This window comes from Streptomyces sp. NPDC102437 (assembly GCF_044765565.1).
Classification (GTDB): Bacteria; Actinomycetota; Actinomycetes; order Streptomycetales; family Streptomycetaceae; genus Streptomyces.
Genome location: NZ_JBIWKI010000009.1, coordinates 38,893 through 55,730, shown reverse-complemented (window position 1 = coordinate 55,730; position 16,838 = coordinate 38,893). Strand labels below are relative to the sequence as shown.

Genomic DNA, 16,838 nt, shown 5'->3' with positions numbered 1-16,838 from the left:
GAACGGAGCCGCCAACGCCCTTGACGGGGCCGGGAGATCAGCTCATACGCAGGGCGAGGAAGAAATCGAGCTTGTCCTCCAGTCGCGAAAGGTCACGTCCCGTCAACTGCTCGATTCGTCCGACCCGGTAGCGCAGCGTGTTGACGTGCAGGTGGAGCCGGGCCGCGCAACGGGTCCACGAACCGTCGCAGTCCAGGAACGTCTCCAGCGTCGGGATCAGCTCCGCGCGGTGGCGCCGGTCGTAGTCGCGCAGCGGGTCGAGCAGACGTGCGGTGAACGCGCGGCGCACGTCGTCCGGTACGAACGGCAGCAGCAGCACGTGCGAGGCCAGCTCGTGGTGGCCGGCGGCGCAGACCCGGCCGGGGCGGGCCGCCGCCACCCGGCGGGCGTGCCGGGCCTCCTCCAGCGCGCCGCGCAGCCCCTCGGGCGAATGGACGGCCGCGCTCACCCCCAGCGTCAGCCGTCCGTCGTCGGCGAGGCCCGCGGAGAGCGGTTCGCGGACGGCGGCGAGCAGCACATCGGCATGGAGCGCGGGGTCCTCGTGGGCGGTGTCCGCTCCTGCGTCCCGGTCCGGCGCGGACGCGCCCAGGGCGGGCAGCGGTACGAGGGCGACGGCCTCCTCGCCCGTATGGGCGACCGCGATCCGGTCCGCCGTGTCGGGGCCGGTGACCGCGGGGTCGACCAGGATCTCCTCCAGCAGCGCCTGGGAGACCGGGCCGCCCGCGATGTCGGAGCCGGACGGGCCGGAGGGACCAGGGCCCGCCGGGGTGCCGGTGGCGGACCGGTCCTCCACGTCGCCCCATTCGACCCGCGCCACCACGACCTGCCAGTGCGGGGCCGTCCCGAGGCCCGGCAGCAGCACCGGGGCCGCGACGCGCAGCCTGGCGGCTATCTCGGCCGGCGGGGCACCCGTCTGCACCAGCTCCAGGACCTCCTGGGCGAGCCTGCGGCGTACCGTGCGGGCCGCGTCGCGCCGGTCACGCTCGACGGCGATCAGCTGGGTGACGCCCTGGAGCAGGTCCAGGCGGGCCGGCGGCCAGTCGCTCGCGTCCGCCTCGACCGCGAGGACCCAGTCCGAGAGCACCGACTCCCGGACGTCGCCGGAGGCCGGGAGGGCGCCGCGGCCGGTGTTCCGGATCGGGAAGAGCGAATACGTGGTGCCTTCGACCGTGGCCCGGTGCGGGGCGCGGCGGCCGGTCCGGGTGGCGGCCAGGTGACGGCCCGCGAGCGCGGCGCCGACCGGTCCGGGCAGTGACGTTTCACCGGCGCCCGCGATCTGCCGCCCGGTGGGGGAGAGCACCCAGGCATGCAGGTCGAGGTCGGATCCGAGAAGATCCAGGACCACCTCGGGACCGCCGCCCGCCGGGCCCGAGGTCATCAGCCTGCGGTGCCGGTCCACCACCGCCGCGAGATCGCCCGCCCGCTCACCGGACACCTGGCGCACCACATGCTCGGTGATCGTCGCGAACGCAACGGTCTCATTGACGGCGAAGAGCGGTAGCCGGTGACGCGCACAGGCCTCCACCAGATCGCCGGGGATGTCGCCCAGCTCCGCCTCGCCCGCCGCGAGCCCGGCGACGCCGGCCCCCGCCAGGATCCGTACGAACGGCTCCGAGTCCGCCGCGTCCCGGCGCCAGGCCAGACCCGTGAGGACCAGCTCGCCGCCCGACAAGTAGCGGCTGGGATCCCGCAGGTCGGTGGTCATCACGCCGCGGACCGTGCGGTCCAGCTCGTTCTCGCCGCCGAGCAGCCGCAGGCCCAGCGCGTCGGTCTCCAGCAGTGCGCGCAGCCGCATCTCGTCGCCGCCGATCTCTTTCGTTGGTGCGGGTGAAAACTGGGTATTGCGGTGAGGTCACTGCTCCCCGCCATTCGTTCGAATCTACAAGACGAGGAGATCGACCAGCCAACTCCTTCATGTTTTCGGTGACTGCACCGAGTGGAGCACGGCTTGTGTACTAGGCCCCACACAGCGTTAACAACACATGAACACCGGAACGACCAGTCGAGGGCCGGCCGCACCCCGCCCCCAGTGAACGACCCGATTGAGAAGAAGAGAGCCACTCATGGACTTCCTTCGCCCCGCCAGCTGGGAGGAGGCGCTCGCCGCCAAGGCCGAGCACCCGACGGCTGTGCCCATCGCGGGTGGCACCGATGTGATGGTCGAGATCAACTTCGACCACCGGCGGCCCGAGTACCTCCTGGACCTGAACCGCATCGGAGAGCTGACCGAGTGGGAGGTGGGCCAGGAGAACGTACGGCTCGGCGCCTCCGTACCGTACAGCCACATCATGGAGCACCTGCGGGCCGAGCTGCCGGGACTGGCGCTCGCCTCGCACACCGTCGCCTCGCCGCAGATCCGCAACCGCGGCGGCGTCGGCGGCAACCTGGGCACCGCCTCGCCCGCCGGTGACGCCCACCCGGCCCTGCTCGCCGCGGGCGCCGAGGTCGAGGCCGAATCCGTACGCGGAGCCAGGATGATCCCGATCGACGCCTTCTACACCGGCGTCAAGCGCAACGCCCTCGCACCGGACGAGCTGATCCGGGCCGTGCACATCAAGAAGGCCGACGGGCCCCAGCAGTACTCCAAGGTCGGTACCCGCAACGCGATGGTCATCGCCGTCTGCGCCTTCGGTCTGGCCCTGCACCCCGAGACCCGCACGGTGCGCACCGGAATCGGATCCGCCGCCCCCACGCCCGTACGGGCGAAAGAGGCCGAGGAATTCCTGAACGCCGCGTTGGAGGAGGGCGGGTTCTGGGACAGCCGCAGGATCATCACGCCGTCCGTCGCCAAGCAGTTCGCCGCGCTCGCCGCCGGTGCCTGCAACCCGATCGACGACGTGCGCGGCACCGCGAGCTACCGCCGGCACGCGGTCGGGATCATGGCCCGCCGGACCCTCGGCTGGACCTGGGAGTCGTACCGCGGCAACGGCCGCAGCACCGAAGGAGCTGCCTGATCATGCGCGTCAATTTCACGGTCAACGGACGCAGGCACGAGGCGGACGACGTCTGGGAGGGCGAATCCCTCCTCTACGTGCTGCGCGAACGGATGGGGCTGCCCGGCTCGAAGAACGCCTGCGAACAGGGGGAGTGCGGCTCCTGCACGGTCCGCCTGGACGGTGTCCCGGTCTGCGCCTGCCTGGTCGCGGCCGGGCAGGTGGAGGGCCGCGAGGTCGTCACGGTGGAGGGCCTCGCGGACTTCGCCGCCCACCGCTCCGAGCAGCACCCCGGCAGCGGGTGCGCCCCCGGCGCATGCGGCACGGCGCTCGACAAGGCCCGGCGGTGGAAGGCGGAGCCGTCCGGCGAGGAGAGCCGGGAGACTGGTCAACTCTCCCCGATCCAGCAGGCGTTCATCGACGCCGGAGCCGTCCAGTGCGGCTTCTGCACCCCCGGTCTGCTGGTCGCCGCCGACGAGCTGCTGGAGCGCAACCCGGAACCGTCCGACGCGGACATCCGCGAGGCCCTCTCCGGCAACCTCTGCCGCTGCACCGGCTACGAGAAGATCCTCGACGCGGTCCGCCTCGCGGCCGCCCGCGCGGAAGAAACGGTCTGACGATGGGCGTAACCGGAAACCCCACCAGCATCAACCAGGGCACCCGCACCAAGGGCGGCATCGGCGAGTCCACGCTCCGCCCCGACGGCATTCTCAAGGTCACCGGAGAGTTCGCGTACTCCTCCGACATGTGGCACGAGGACATGCTCTGGGGACACACCTTGCGCTCCACGGTCGCGCACGCCGAGATCGTCTCCATCGACACCTCGGAGGCACTCGCCACGTCCGGCGTCTACGCCGTACTGACCTACGACGACCTGCCGAGCACGGTGAAGAACTACGGCCTGGAGATCCAGGACACCCCCGTCCTCGCCCACGGCAAGGTCCGCCACCACGGCGAACCGGTGGCGCTCGTCGCCGCCGACCACCCGGAGACGGCCCGCCGCGCCGCCGCGAAGATCAGGATCGAATACCGCGAACTGCCCCTCATCACCGACGAGGCGTCCGCGACCGCCCCCGACGCGATCCTCGTCCACGAGGGCCGCGACGACCACCACGCCGGGCACGTACCGCACCCCAACATCGTCCACCGCCAGCCCATCGTCCGCGGCGACGCGGACGCGGCGGCGGCCCGCGCCGATGTCGTGGTGAGCGGCGAGTACGTCTTCGGCATGCAGGACCAGGCCTTCCTCGGCCCCGAGTCCGGTCTGGCCGTGCCCGCCGAGGACGGCGGCGTCGACCTGTACGTCGCCACCCAGTGGCTCCACTCCGACCTGCGCCAGATCGCACCGGTCCTGGGCCTGCCCGAGGACAAGGTCCGCATGACGCTCTCCGGCGTCGGCGGGGCCTTCGGCGGCCGCGAGGACCTGTCGATGCAGATCCACGCCTGCCTGCTCGCCCTGCGCACCGGCAAGCCGGTCAAGATCGTCTACAACCGGTTCGAGTCCTTCTTCGGCCACGTCCACCGGCACCCGGCGAAGCTCTGGTACGAGCACGGCGCCACCCGCGACGGCAAGCTGACACATATGAAATGTCGCATTGTGCTGGACGGCGGCGCGTACGCGTCCGCCTCCCCGGCCGTCGTCGGCAACGCCTCCTCGCTCTCCGTCGGCCCGTACGTCATCGACGACGTCGACATCGAGGCCATCGCGCTCTACACCAACAACCCGCCGTGCGGCGCCATGCGCGGCTTCGGCGCGGTACAGGCATGCTTCGCCTACGAGGCCCAGATGGACAAGATCGCCGCCGAACTCGGCATGGACCCGGTCGAGTTCAGGCAGCTCAACGCCATGGAGCAGGGCACCCTCCTGCCGACCGGACAGGTCGTCGACTCGCCCGCACCGGTCGCCGAACTGCTGCGCCGGGTCAAGGACATGCCGCTGCCGCCCGAGCGTCAGTGGGAGGTGGCCGGTGAACAGGCCGACGTACGGGCCCTGCCCGGCGGGCTCTCCAACACCACCCACGGCGAAGGCGTCGTACGCGGCATCGGTTACGCGGTCGGCCTCAAGAACGTCGGCTTCTCCGAGGGCTTCGACGACTACTCCACCGCCCGGGTGCGCATGGAGGTCGTCGCCGGCGAACCCGTCGCCACCGTGCACACCGCCATGGCGGAGGTGGGGCAGGGGGGTGTCACCGTCCACGCCCAGATCGCCCGTACCGAACTCGGCGTCTCCCAGGTCACCATCCACCCGGCCGACACCCAGGTCGGCTCGGCCGGCTCCACCTCCGCGTCCCGCCAGACCTACGTCACCGGCGGCGCCGTGAAGCACTCCTGCGAGGCCGTCCGGGAGAAGGTCCTGGAGATCGGCCGCCGCAAGTTCGGTACGTACCACCCCGCGTGGGCCACCGCCGAACTGCTCCTGGAGGGCGGCAAGGTCGTCACCGACGGCGGCGAGGTGCTGGCCGACCTGGTCGACGTACTGGAGGACGAGGCGGTCGACATCGAGCTGGAGTGGCGCCACCGGCCCACCGAGGCGTTCGACCTGCGCACCGGACAGGGCAACGGCCACGTCCAGTACTCCTTCGCCGCCCACCGTGCCGTCGTCGAGGTCGACACCGAACTCGGCCTGGTCAAGGTCGTCGAACTGGCCTGCGCCCAGGACGTCGGCAAGGCACTGAACCCGCTCTCCGTCGTCGGCCAGATCCAGGGCGGCACGATCCAGGGCCTGGGCATCGCGGTGATGGAGGAGATCGTCGTCGATCCCAAGACCGCCAAGGTCAGGAACCCGTCCTTCACGGACTACCTGCTCCCCACGATCCTCGACACGCCGACCATCCCCGTCGACGTGCTCGAACTCGCCGACGACCACGCCCCGTACGGGCTCCGTGGCATCGGCGAGGCCCCGACCCTGTCGTCCACCCCGGCCGTCCTCGCGGCGATCCGGAACGCGACGGGCCTGGAGCTCAACCGGACGCCGGTACGACCCGAGCACCTCACCGGCAACTGAGCCGCGGCTCCAAAAGAACTCTCCGGGCGGTGCGTGCCTCCCAGGAACGTCACACTTCCGCCGCCCGCGCCGCCCGGAGCACCGCAGCGCCGCGCTACGCAACGCACCGCTGCAGCACGTCAGATCGCAGTACCACGTCACATTCCACTCTGCATGAACAGTTCGTCTCGGGCCGTCCCCCGGGTCGTGCCGCCCGCGCAGTCATCCCAAATCCCGCATCTCGATTCTTCATCGCGGGTGCCCCTGTGAACCTTGGGAGTCAGGCATCATGACCCAGCAGTCAGTGGAGCCCAGGACCGGTGCGGAGGACGCGGGCTCAGGCTCGCGCGTCCCCGCCGGAAGATCCTGGCTCGACCGGTACTTCCACATCTCCGACCGTGGCTCCACCGTCGCACGCGAAGTGCGCGGCGGCATCACCACGTTCATGTCGATGTGTTACATCCTTCTACTCAACCCACTCCTGCTTTCCGGGCCGGACGTAGCGAACCACCGGCTCAGCCACGCGGCGCTGATCACGGCGACCGCCCTGGCCGCCGCCGTCTCCACCCTGCTGATGGGATTCATCGGCAAGGTGCCCCTCGCCCTCGCCGCGGGACTCTCCGTCTCCGGCGTGCTCGCCACCCAGGTGGCACCCCATATGACCTGGTCGCAGGCCATGGGCATGTGCGTGATGTATGGCGCCGTGATCGTGCTGCTGGTCGTCACCGGGCTGCGCGAGATCATCATGAACGCCATACCGCTGGCCCTGAAACACGGCATCACCATCGGCATCGGCATGTTCATCGCGCTGATCGGCCTGGTCAACGCCGGCTTCGTCGGCAAGGGCGCCCCCGTCACACTCGGCACCGAGGGACAGCTCACCGGCTGGCCCGTACTGCTCTTCTGCGTCACCCTGCTGCTCATCTTCATGCTCCAGGCCCGCAATGTGCCCGGCGCGATCCTGATCGGCATCGTCGTCGGCACGGTCCTCGCCGTCATCGTCAACGCGGTCACCGACATCAGCCCCGAGGCATGGGGCGGCAGCGCACCCGAACTGCAGGGCAGCGCGGTCTCGATGCCCGACTTCGGGCTCTTCGGCCATGTCGAGTTCGGCGGCTGGGGCGAGGTCGGCGCCATGACCGTGGGAATGATCGTCTTCACCCTGGTGCTGGCCGGCTTCTTCGACGCGATGGCGACCATCATCGGCGTCGGCACCGAGGCCGGACTCGCCGACAGCAAGGGCCGGATGCCGGGCCTGTCCAAGGCGCTGTTCATCGACGGTGCGGGCGGCGCGATCGGCGGCGTCTCCGGGGCGTCGGGGCAGACCGTCTTCATCGAGTCGGCGACCGGCGTCGGCGAGGGTGCCCGCACCGGCCTGTCCTCGGTGGTCACCGGTCTGCTCTTCGCAGCCGGACTGTTCTTCACCCCGCTCGCCCAGATCGTGCCGGGGCCGATCGCCGCCGCCGCACTCGTCGTCATCGGCGCGATGATGATGCAGAACGCCCGCCACGTCGACTGGAGCGACCGCGCCGTCGCCGTGCCGGTCTTCCTGACCGTGGCACTGATGCCGTTCACCTACTCGATCACCGCGGGTGTCGGCGCGGGAGTGATCTCCTTCGCCGCGATCAAGGCGGCGCAGGGCAAGTTCCGTGAGGTGGGTGCCTTCATGTGGGCACTGACCGCAGTATTCGTCGTGTACTTCGCGCTCAGCCCGATCGAGAGCTGGATCGGCGCCAAGTAGAACCCGGGCCGGTCCGCACGGGGCCGGTCCGCACCGAAACGGCCGGCGCCGGGCCGGTCCCGCCGCCCCGTCCGCCCCTCCGCACACCGTAGAAGGAGAACCGCCATGCTGGACATCGCCGAAGAGCTCAACCGGTGGGTCGGGCAGGGACGCGAATTCGCCGTGGCCACCGTCGTGGCGGTCGGCGGCAGCGCGCCCCGGCAGCCCGGAGCCGCGCTCGCAGTCGACCGCGACGGCACGGCGATCGGATCGGTCTCCGGCGGGTGTGTGGAGGGCGCCGTCTACGAACTGTGCGAGCAGGCGCTGGACGACGGCGCCGCGGTGCGCGAGCGGTTCGGCTACAGCGACGAGGACGCCTTCGCGGTCGGACTGACCTGTGGCGGTGTCATCGAGATCCTGGTGACACCGGTCCGTGCGGACGACCCCGCACGGGCGGTGTTCGCCGCCGCGCTCGCCGCCGCCGCACGGGGGACGGCGGCGGCGCTCGCCAGGATCACCGACGGGCCGGCTGAGCTCATCGGCCGCCCCCTGCTGGTCCACCCCGACGGCTCGTACGAGGGCGGGCTCGGCGGACACCCGGAGCTGGACCGCACCGCCGCGGCCGATGCCCGCGCCATGCTGGACGCGGGCCGCACCGGCTCCGTCACCATCGGCGCCGACGGCTCGCGCTGCGGGCAGCCGCTCACCCTGCTCGTCGAATCGAGCGTCCCGCCGCCCCGGATGATCGTCTTCGGGGCCATCGACTTCGCCTCGGCACTGGTCCGGGCGGGCAAGTTCCTCGGGTACCACGTGACATTGTGCGACGCCCGCCCGGTCTTCGCCACGAAGGCCCGCTTTCCCGAGGCCGACGAACTGGTCGTCGAATGGCCGCACCGCTATCTCGCGGCGACCGAGGTCGACGCCCGCACCGTCGTGTGCGTCCTCACGCATGACGCCAAGTTCGATGTCCCGCTGCTGGAACGGGCGTTGAAGCTGCCGGTCGCCTACGTCGGGGCGATGGGCTCGCGCCGTACCCATCTGGAGCGCAACGACCGGCTGCGCGAGGTCGGTGTGACGGAGCTGGAACTGGCCAGGCTCCACTCGCCGATCGGCCTCGATCTCGGAGCGCGCACCCCCGAGGAGACCGCGCTGTCGATCGCCGCGGAAATCGTCGCCGACAGGCGCGGCGGCAGCGGAGTACCGCTCAAGGGCGCGCACACGCCGATCCACCACGAGGCCGGCCGGCCGCCCACCGGCGCGATCAACTCCGTGGCCTGAACCGGCCTCGAACCCGCCCCTGAACCGGTCCTGGAGCGCGACCGCTGAGGGCGGATTGCCGCCACGGCGGCTTCACGCCAGGTTCGAACTCGGCCGTAGCCGTGCTTTTGACGGTAGATCAGCAGCATGACTCCTACACCTCCCTCCGCCTCCGGCCGGGCGAGAGCTACCCGTCCGGGGCGCGGAGCGCTGCTGTTGGCGACCGCCGTCGCCCTCGTGAGCGGTGCGCTGGTCCCCGCGGCCGGCTCCGCTCTCGCCGCCGACCCGGGCGGGCCCCGGCCCGCCGACCGCCGGGTCCCCTCTGCCCAGGAGTACGACATCACCCTGCTCACGGGCGACGTCGTGCACTACACCGACGGTGCAGGCAAGCAGGACACCGTCACCGTGGACCGCCCCGACGGCGCGGTCGGCGGGGTGCACGTCCAGCAGGCCGGCGACGACATCTACGTACTGCCCGACGAGGCCACCGCACTGCTCGCGGCCGGCAAGCTGGACCGCAGGCTGTTCAATGTCACCGCGCTCGCGAAGATGGGCTACGACGACAAGCGGTCGGGCGGCATCCCGGTGATCGCCACCTACCCGGCGGGCAAGGCCCGTTCGCTGCCCGCCGCCCCCCGAGGCGCCAAGAAGGTCCGTACCCTCGAAAGCATTCACGGCGCCGCGCTGAAGGCGGACAAGGACACCACCCGCACCTTCTGGAACGGCATCACCAACACCCCGGCGGCCCGTTCGCTGGACGGCGGCGTCGCGAAGCTGTGGCTCGACGGCCGGGCGGAGGTCGCGCTCAAGGACTCCGTACCCCAGGTCAACGCCCCGCAGGCATGGGCCGAGGGGTACGACGGCAAGGGCTCCAAGGTCGCCGTCCTGGACACCGGCATCGACGCGACGCACCCGGACGTCAAGGACCGCATCCTGGAGACCAAGAGCTTCGTGCCGGGCGAGGAGGTCGTCGACCGGCACGGTCACGGCACCCACGTCGCCTCCACGATCGCGGGCTCCGGCGCCGCCTCCGAGGGTGTCAACAAGGGTGTCGCGCCGGGCGCAGGCCTGATCATCGGCAAGGTGCTCAGCGACGAGGGCTCCGGCGCCGACTCCGGCATCATCGAAGCCATGGAGTGGGCGAAGGCCGAAGGGGCCGACGTCGTCTCCATGAGTCTCGGCTCCAGCATCCCGGACGACGGCTCCGACCCCATGTCCCAGGCGGTCGACGCCCTTTCCGCCGACGGCGGTCCGCTGTTCGTGATCGCCGCGGGCAACGCGTACGGCGCGGGCACCATCGGCTCGCCCGGTTCGGCGGAGAAGGCACTCACCATCGCCGCCGTCGACAAGCAGGACAAGCGCGCCGACTTCTCCTCGATGGGCCCGCTGGTCAATTCGTACGGACTCAAGCCCGACCTCTCCGCGCCCGGCGTGAACATCAACGCGGCCGCCTCGCAGTCGGTCCCCGGCGTCGACGGGATGTACCGGTCGATGTCGGGTACGTCGATGGCGACCCCTCATGTCGCCGGCGCGGCGGCCATCCTGAGGCAGCGTCACCCCGACTGGTCGGGCCAGCGGATCAAGGACGCACTGATGAGCTCGTCCAAGGTGCTGCCGGATCACACCCCGTACGAGCAGGGCACCGGCCGGCTCGATGTGAAGGCGGCGGTCGACACCACGATCGAGGCCACCGGCTCCGTCACGGTCGCCTCGTACGACTGGCCGCACTCCCCGTCCGACCCTGTCGCCGAGCGGACCATCACCTACCGCAACACGGGCGCGAAGGACGTCACGCTCGACCTGGCCACGGACACGGACTCCGACGCCTACACCCTCTCGGCGAAGCAGCTCACCGTCCCGGCCGGCTCCACCGCCGAGGCCGTGCTGTCGCTCGACCCGTCCAAGGTCGCGAACAACACCCGGTTCTCCGGCCAGGTCGTCGCCAAGGACGCGGCGGGCACCACCGTCGCCCACACCGGCTTCGCCCTGAACAAGGAGCAGGAGCTGTACGACCTGACGCTCCAGCTCCGTGACCGCGCGGGCAAGCCGATGGACGGCCTGGTCGTCCTCGGTGCGCTCGGCGACCCGAACCTGGGCGTCGTCCAGGTGTCGGGCGAGAACACGCTCCGGCTCCCGCCGGGGAACTACACCGCGTGGGCGGCCGCCGACGTCGCCGGTGACCGCGCGGACTCCAAGGCCGTCGCCTTCCTCGCGGCGCCCGAGATCATCCTGGACAAGGCCTCCACGGTCACCCTCGACGCCTCCAAGGCCCGCAAGGTCAGTGCGCGGACACCGAAGGAGACCCAGACCCGGCAGCTGCGATATGACATGGCACGTACCGCACCGGACGGCACCGTCCTGCGCGACGCGTACCAGATCCCGTTGACGTACGACCAGCTGTGGGCGAGCCCCACCAAGAAGGTCGCCCAGGGCAGCTTCTCGTTCCTGACCCGCTGGCGGCAGGGCGAGAAGCTGATCGATCTGACCGTCGGCGGCCGTGATGTCCCGGTGACCGCGCAGCGCGGTGCTCCGGTCGCGGAGAGCGGCACGCAGAAGCTCACCGCCGTCTTCGCGGGCAACGGTGCCGCGGCCGACTACAAGGGCCTGGACGTCAAGGGCAAGGCGGTCGTCATCCGCCGCAGCGACGCGGTCGCTCCCGAGGACCGGGCCGTCAACGCGGTGGCCGCGGGCGCCAAGGCGCTCTTCGTCGTCAACGACGGCGACGGCGTCGACATGGATCGGTACGCCCTCTACGGCTCCGAGACCACGATCCCGGTCGCCTCGGTCCAGCGCCTCGCGGGCGAGAAGCTGATCGGGTCGGCCCGGCAGGGCTCGAAGGTGACGATCACGCAGCGGAAGTTCGCCCGCTACGTGTACGACCTGGTCGACCGCCACGACGGCGTCGTTCCGGACCGCTCGCTGGAGTTCGCTCCGTCGGAGCGCCAGTTGGCGAAGGTGAACAACACCTTCTACGGCCACCAGGACGTGCTCGGCGGTGGCTACCGCTACGACATCCCGGACTACGGTCCGGGGCTCGGCTTCGAGGAGTACGAGAAGTTCCCCGGTACCCGCGAGGAGTGGGTCACCCCGCTTCCGGGCGCCTCCTTCTGGTATGAGAACCACTCGGTCCTCAACACCGACGGGAGCGGTACCGCGCAGGAGATGCGCAGCGGCGATCTTGACTACACGGCGGGCCGCACCTACCCGGCCGAATGGTTCGCGCCGGTCACCCGCCCGCGTCTGGGCACCGGCTACTGGGGTCCGTTCCGGTCCGTCTACAACGACATCCAGTTCAACTTCACCCCGTGGACGGACTCCGGCGCGGGCCACTCGGGCGCCATGCCGGACGACGAGTACGACACCACCACCACGGCCTTCTACCAGGGCGACAAGCTGGTCAAGAAGGTCGCGGGCCGGGCGGGCTTCGCCTGGGACGTCTCGGCCGAGAAGCTGCCGTACCGCTTCGTGCTCGACTCCGCCCGGGACACCGACAGGTGGCGGACGTCCACCCGCACTCACACCGAGTGGAACTTCGTCTCGGGGGCCATGGACGAGAACGGCCCGTTCCAGGCCGACATCCCGATGCTCCAGCTGGACTACCGGGTGAACACCGACCTCGCCGGTGACGTCAAGGCCGGCCAGTTGACCGAGGTCGGGCTCTCCTCCGGTACGCAGGAGTGGCTGGACGGGGCGGTCAAGGCAACCGGGGCCTCGCTGTCGGTCAGCTACGACGACGGGGAGAGCTGGGAGGCGGTGCGGCTCCGCAAGGACGCGGCCGGCTCCTGGACCGCCCGGTTCAAGACCCCGAAGAAGGCCGGCTCGTTCGTCTCGCTCAAGGCGCACGCCGAGGCGGCCGACGGACTGGGCATCGACCAGGAGATCATCCGGGCCTTCGGTCTGAAGTGAGCTGCTGAGCTTTGCCCTTGAGGCGGCCGTACGCCCCCGCCGGGGGGTACGGCCGCCTCTCTCCACTGTTTCTTGATGGACAAAATTTATCTACTTTGCCCGTATATGGTGGGCGATAAGGGTAGAAAGGGACTTATCGCGGAGCGCTGCAAGTTGCCATGGCGTGGTCGGGAGGCTTATAAGAGGAACGTGGCAAAGGTGATTCCGGAAATTCCGTGGACTGTCGCCACGGAGATTTCCCCATGTTTCTCACTCCGTCCGACACGGAGAAATTGCTGCTGAGCGTCGCCGGAATGTTCGCTCGTGACAGGCGGGACCGCGGCGTCCGCCTCAACTGCCCCGAGGCCGTCGCGCTGCTCTCCTGCTGGGCCATGGAACGCGCCCGCGAGGGTGCCCGCGTCAGCGACCTGATGGCCGCCGGGCGGAGCGTCCTCACCCGCGCTGACGTGCTGGAAGGTGTTCCCGAGATGCTGCATGACGTCCAGGTCGAGGCGACCTTCCCGGACGGGCGCAAGCTCGTCACGATCACCTCGCCGATCCCGTGATCCCGGGCGAGATCCGGACCGGAGCCGGCGAACTGAAAATCAATGACACCCGTACGCAATTGCATGTGACCGTGGTGAACGATGGCGACCGTCCCATTCAAATCGGATCCCATCTGCATTTTCCCGACGAGAATCCGGCGCTTTCGTTCGACCGGCGCCTGACCGAAGGATTCCGGCTCGATATTCCTTCCGGTACTTCTCTGCGCTTCGAGCCCGGAGTCGGCGCCGAGGTCACCCTCGTCGAACTGGGAGGCCGCCGGAAGGTGCCCGGCATCGTCGTCCCGGGCACCCGGGCCGCCCGAGCGGACGACCTGTGGGCAGCGCGAACGGATGGCATGTGACATGGCACGAATGACCCGCGCCGCCTATGCGTCGCTCTACGGCCATCGACACGCACGTCCACTTCCTCATGCCGGAGACCCTGCACGAGGCCCTCGCCACCGGCACCACCACCGTCATCGGTGGCGGCACCGGCGCCACCGAGGGTTCCAAGGCCACCACGGTCACCCCGGGCGCCTGGAACCTGGCCGAGGCAGCCGCCGCCGTACTCGCCCTGCCGGCCGCCGGGCAGGACCCGGTGGACTACGGGCCCGTACAGCAGGCGCTCGCCGCCCGGACCCCGGCCGCACCCCTGCGCGAGGCATCGGCGACGCTCGGCGGCGGCGTGCAGCGCCTGGTGCGCAGGCTGGCCCCCGGCCAGCCGGCGGTCACCGCCCTGACCGGGGTCCGCCCCCGCCCGCTGCGGCCGGTGGCCCTCGGCGCACTCGGGGCCGTCATGGAGGTGTCACCGGAGGGGCTGGCGCGGGGCGTCGTCTACGACGAACTCCAGACCATCACCTCGGCGGCGCTCAAGCTGCTGCCCGGCGATCCGCTGGACTCGGTCGCCTGGATTCTCGCCGCCGAACCGCACGCGGCGGCCGCGGTGGCCGAGGCCCTCGCGGTACGGACCCCGGCCGGACTGCCCGCCCGTACGCCCCCGCTCACCGAACAGTGGGCGCTCGAACACGCACAACGAGAACGGAGACTCTTCCTTGCCTGACCAGCACCTCGACGCCGCGCCCGACGGGCACACCCACGAGCACACACACGAGCACACCCACCGGCCGCGCGCCCTGCGCCTCGGCGTCGCCGGCCCGGTCGGCACCGGCAAGAGCTCGATCCTCGCCACCCTCTGCCGCGAGCTGGCCGGCGAACTCGACATGGCCGTCGTCACCAACGACATCTACACCGACGAGGACGCCCGCTTCCTCCGCTCGGCCGGCGTGCTGCCCGCCGAACGATCAGGAACCAACATCCCCACCGCCCCGGGCCCGATGGCCCCCCACAGTCACAGCCACGACGGCTCGTGACCGCGGAGTCCGCCGAGCCCACCGTCGGCGCCGTGGAGCGCGACGGCTCGAACCGCCACATCGCCCGCGAACTGCGTCCGGGCGCCTTCCTCGCCCCCGCCCCCTGCTGCCGCCCCCCGACCGGCTGCGGATCGCCCTGGTCGGCACCCGGGCGGGCCTGCTGGCGGGCGACGATCTGCTGCTGGACCTCTCGGTCGGCCCCGGCGCCCGGCTGAGCTGGTCGAGCCGTCCGGCCTGGTCGCGTACGACCATCGAGGCGGCACGTCGAGCTGGCGGGCCCGGGTGGACATCGCGCAGGGCGGTGAACTGTGCTGGGACGCCCGGCCGTTCGTGATCTCCACGGGTGCCGCGGTCGAGCGCTCGATGGCGGTCACACTGGCGGCCGGGGCGCGAATGCTGTGGCGCGACACCCTGGTCCTGGGGCGCTCCGGAGAGCGGGGCGGCGGTGTCCGGGCGATGACGCACGCCACGTACGACGGCTGCGAGCTGCTGGTCGAGGACCTGGACCTCATGGACCCGGACCTGCGTGAACTCCCCGGCATCCTGGGCCACAACCGCGTCATCGGCTCGGTCACCGCCCTCGGCGCCGCCCCGGCCGGCCGGCCCCACCCGTACCGCATGGACCTGCCGGGGCCGGGGGCTCAGGTACGGCTGCTGGACGCGGTGGCGCCGGCGATCGAGGCGGACCTGGCCGCGGTCTGGGAGGAGTGGCGCACACCGGACGGATCCGGTGTGCGCACCTCCACGGTCACGAGCGGCTGACCGCGCCGCGCGCCACCGCTCCCCGGGCCACCGATCCGCGCGCCACCACGGCCGCACACAACAGCGCGGGCACCGCCGCGACCGCGAAACAGACGGCCGGCGGCAGCCGGTCCACCAGCAGACCCACCGCCGCGGTACCCACCGACGACCCGGCGTTGACCGCGGTGTTCACCCAGGCACCCGCCTGTGTACGACTGCCCGCGCCCACGGACTCGTCCGCGATGAGGTACGCGGTGGTCAGCGCGGGCGCGACGAACAGCCCGGCCACCGCGGCGAGCGCGGCCAGCACGTACACACCGGGCGACAGTCCGGCCCCGGCCACGGCGGCTCCCAGTCCGGCGGCCAGCAGCGGCAGCCTCGCCCGGTTCGAGGCCCGCCAGGAGACGGCGCCGTAGGCGAGTCCCCCGACCGCGCTTCCGGCCGAGAGCGCGGCCAGCACCCACGACACGGCCTCCGTGCCCTGGTGGCGCTGCTCGGCGAATGCCACCACCAGCAGATCCAGACCCCCCAGGCACAACCCCACGGCCGCCGTCACCAGCATCGCGTGCCGCAGCCCGATGACGCCGAGCAGCCGCCGCCCGGCCGGCGGGTCGTCCGGTCGGGCGGCCTTGTCGTCCGACGGCGCCACGCCCGCAGCGCGTACCGCCGGTGAGGACACCAGCGCCAGCGTGCCCACGAGGATCAGCGCGGCGCTGACCGCGATCCCGGCCGCGGGCGAGGCGGACTTCACCACCACCCCCACCAGCAACGGGCCGCTGACGAAGAGGAGTTCCTCGGCGACACCGTCCAGGCTGTAGGCGCGCCGCAACAGCTCCCGGTCGGTGACGAGACCGCTCCACAGGGTCCGCATCACCGGCCCCAGCGGTGGTGAGAAGGCCCCAGCGGCGGCGGCGAGCGCCGCCAGCAGGAGCGCCGGGGCCCCCGGCCGCCAGGTGGCGTACGCGAGGGCGGCGAGCAGCACCGCGTAGACCCCGGCCAGCGGCGGCAGGACCCGGCGCGGCCCGTGCCGGTCGATCAGCGCGGCACGGGCGGGGGAGAGGAAGACACTGGTCGCCCCGAAGAGCGCCATGACGGCACCGGCGACGGAGTACGAGCCGACGCTCGCGTTCACCGCCAGCATCAGAGAGAGCGAGACCATCCCGTACGAGAGCCGCCCCAGCAGAGCGGCACCGAAGGTGCGGGCGGCGTGAGGGGTACGCAGGACGGTGGCGTACGAAGGCGTGCGCGAAGGCACGGGTGATGGCGAAAGCATCGATACGTTCCTCGTGAGGGCAGCGCGGCAGAGGGCGCTGCGGGCATGCGGGGACACCGGAGTGCCGCACCCGGCGGAAACGAGGGGTGCGGTCGGTACGGGGTCCTACGCACGGGAGAGGAACATGTCGG

At 71.2% G+C, this 16,838-nt stretch carries 10 protein-coding genes and 3 pseudogenes; 11 read left to right on the top strand and 2 right to left on the bottom strand.

Annotated elements, in window-relative coordinates:
- Positions 1 to 37: 37 nt before the first annotated feature.
- Positions 38 to 1,795, bottom strand: coding sequence for a PucR family transcriptional regulator (locus ACIRJP_RS13795; protein WP_404172428.1), 1,758 nt, complete (start codon positions 1,793 to 1,795; stop codon positions 38 to 40).
- 268 nt (positions 1,796 to 2,063) lie between these two features.
- Between ACIRJP_RS13795 and ACIRJP_RS13790 the strand changes: the two genes are divergently transcribed.
- The 11 genes and pseudogenes from ACIRJP_RS13790 (at position 2,064) to ACIRJP_RS13740 (ending at position 15,455) form a co-directional block, all read left to right on the top strand.
- Positions 2,064 to 2,954, top strand: a complete 891-nt coding sequence (locus tag ACIRJP_RS13790) for an FAD binding domain-containing protein (RefSeq protein WP_404172425.1) — start codon at positions 2,064 to 2,066, stop codon at positions 2,952 to 2,954.
- 2 nt (positions 2,955 to 2,956) lie between these two features.
- A complete protein-coding gene (locus ACIRJP_RS13785) occupies positions 2,957 to 3,550 on the top strand; it encodes a (2Fe-2S)-binding protein (protein ID WP_376630856.1) in 594 nt (197 codons plus the stop codon).
- Between the two features lie 2 nt (positions 3,551 to 3,552).
- Entirely contained in the window at positions 3,553 to 5,937 is a 2,385-nt protein-coding gene (locus ACIRJP_RS13780) for a xanthine dehydrogenase family protein molybdopterin-binding subunit (protein WP_404172422.1), read from the top strand.
- A gap of 268 nt (positions 5,938 to 6,205) precedes the next feature.
- Complete coding sequence (locus ACIRJP_RS13775; RefSeq protein ID WP_404172419.1) at positions 6,206 to 7,657, top strand: NCS2 family permease; 1,452 nt, start codon at positions 6,206 to 6,208, stop codon at positions 7,655 to 7,657.
- Between the two features lie 105 nt (positions 7,658 to 7,762).
- On the top strand, positions 7,763 to 8,914 hold the full coding sequence (locus ACIRJP_RS13770) for an XdhC family protein (RefSeq protein WP_404172416.1): 1,152 nt from the start codon (positions 7,763 to 7,765) through the stop codon (positions 8,912 to 8,914).
- Between the two features lie 126 nt (positions 8,915 to 9,040).
- Entirely contained in the window at positions 9,041 to 12,799 is a 3,759-nt protein-coding gene (locus tag ACIRJP_RS13765) for a S8 family serine peptidase (protein WP_404172413.1), read from the top strand.
- A gap of 242 nt (positions 12,800 to 13,041) precedes the next feature.
- Complete coding sequence (locus ACIRJP_RS13760) at positions 13,042 to 13,344, top strand: urease subunit gamma (protein WP_404172410.1); 303 nt, start codon at positions 13,042 to 13,044, stop codon at positions 13,342 to 13,344.
- On the top strand, positions 13,341 to 13,685 hold the full coding sequence (gene ureB, locus ACIRJP_RS13755; protein WP_404172407.1) for an urease subunit beta: 345 nt from the start codon (positions 13,341 to 13,343) through the stop codon (positions 13,683 to 13,685). Before ACIRJP_RS13760 ends, ureB begins: the two co-directional genes overlap by 4 nt.
- Before the next feature lie 41 nt (positions 13,686 to 13,726).
- Positions 13,727 to 14,383, top strand: a pseudogene (locus tag ACIRJP_RS13750) (urease accessory UreF family protein); the annotation flags it as partial.
- Positions 14,376 to 14,624, top strand: a pseudogene (locus ACIRJP_RS13745) (GTP-binding protein); the annotation flags it as partial. The pseudogenes ACIRJP_RS13750 and ACIRJP_RS13745, both read left to right, overlap by 8 nt.
- A 65-nt stretch (positions 14,625 to 14,689) precedes the next feature.
- Positions 14,690 to 15,455, top strand: a pseudogene (locus tag ACIRJP_RS13740) (urease accessory protein UreD).
- Here ACIRJP_RS13740 and ACIRJP_RS13735 read toward each other — a convergent pair.
- Positions 15,442 to 16,707 carry an MFS transporter gene (locus ACIRJP_RS13735; RefSeq protein WP_404172404.1) on the bottom strand — a complete coding sequence of 422 codons (1,266 nt, stop codon included), beginning with the start codon at positions 16,705 to 16,707 and terminating at the stop codon, positions 15,442 to 15,444. The pseudogene ACIRJP_RS13740 and the gene ACIRJP_RS13735 sit on opposite strands and share 14 nt — an antisense overlap.
- Positions 16,708 to 16,838: the final 131 nt, after the last annotated feature.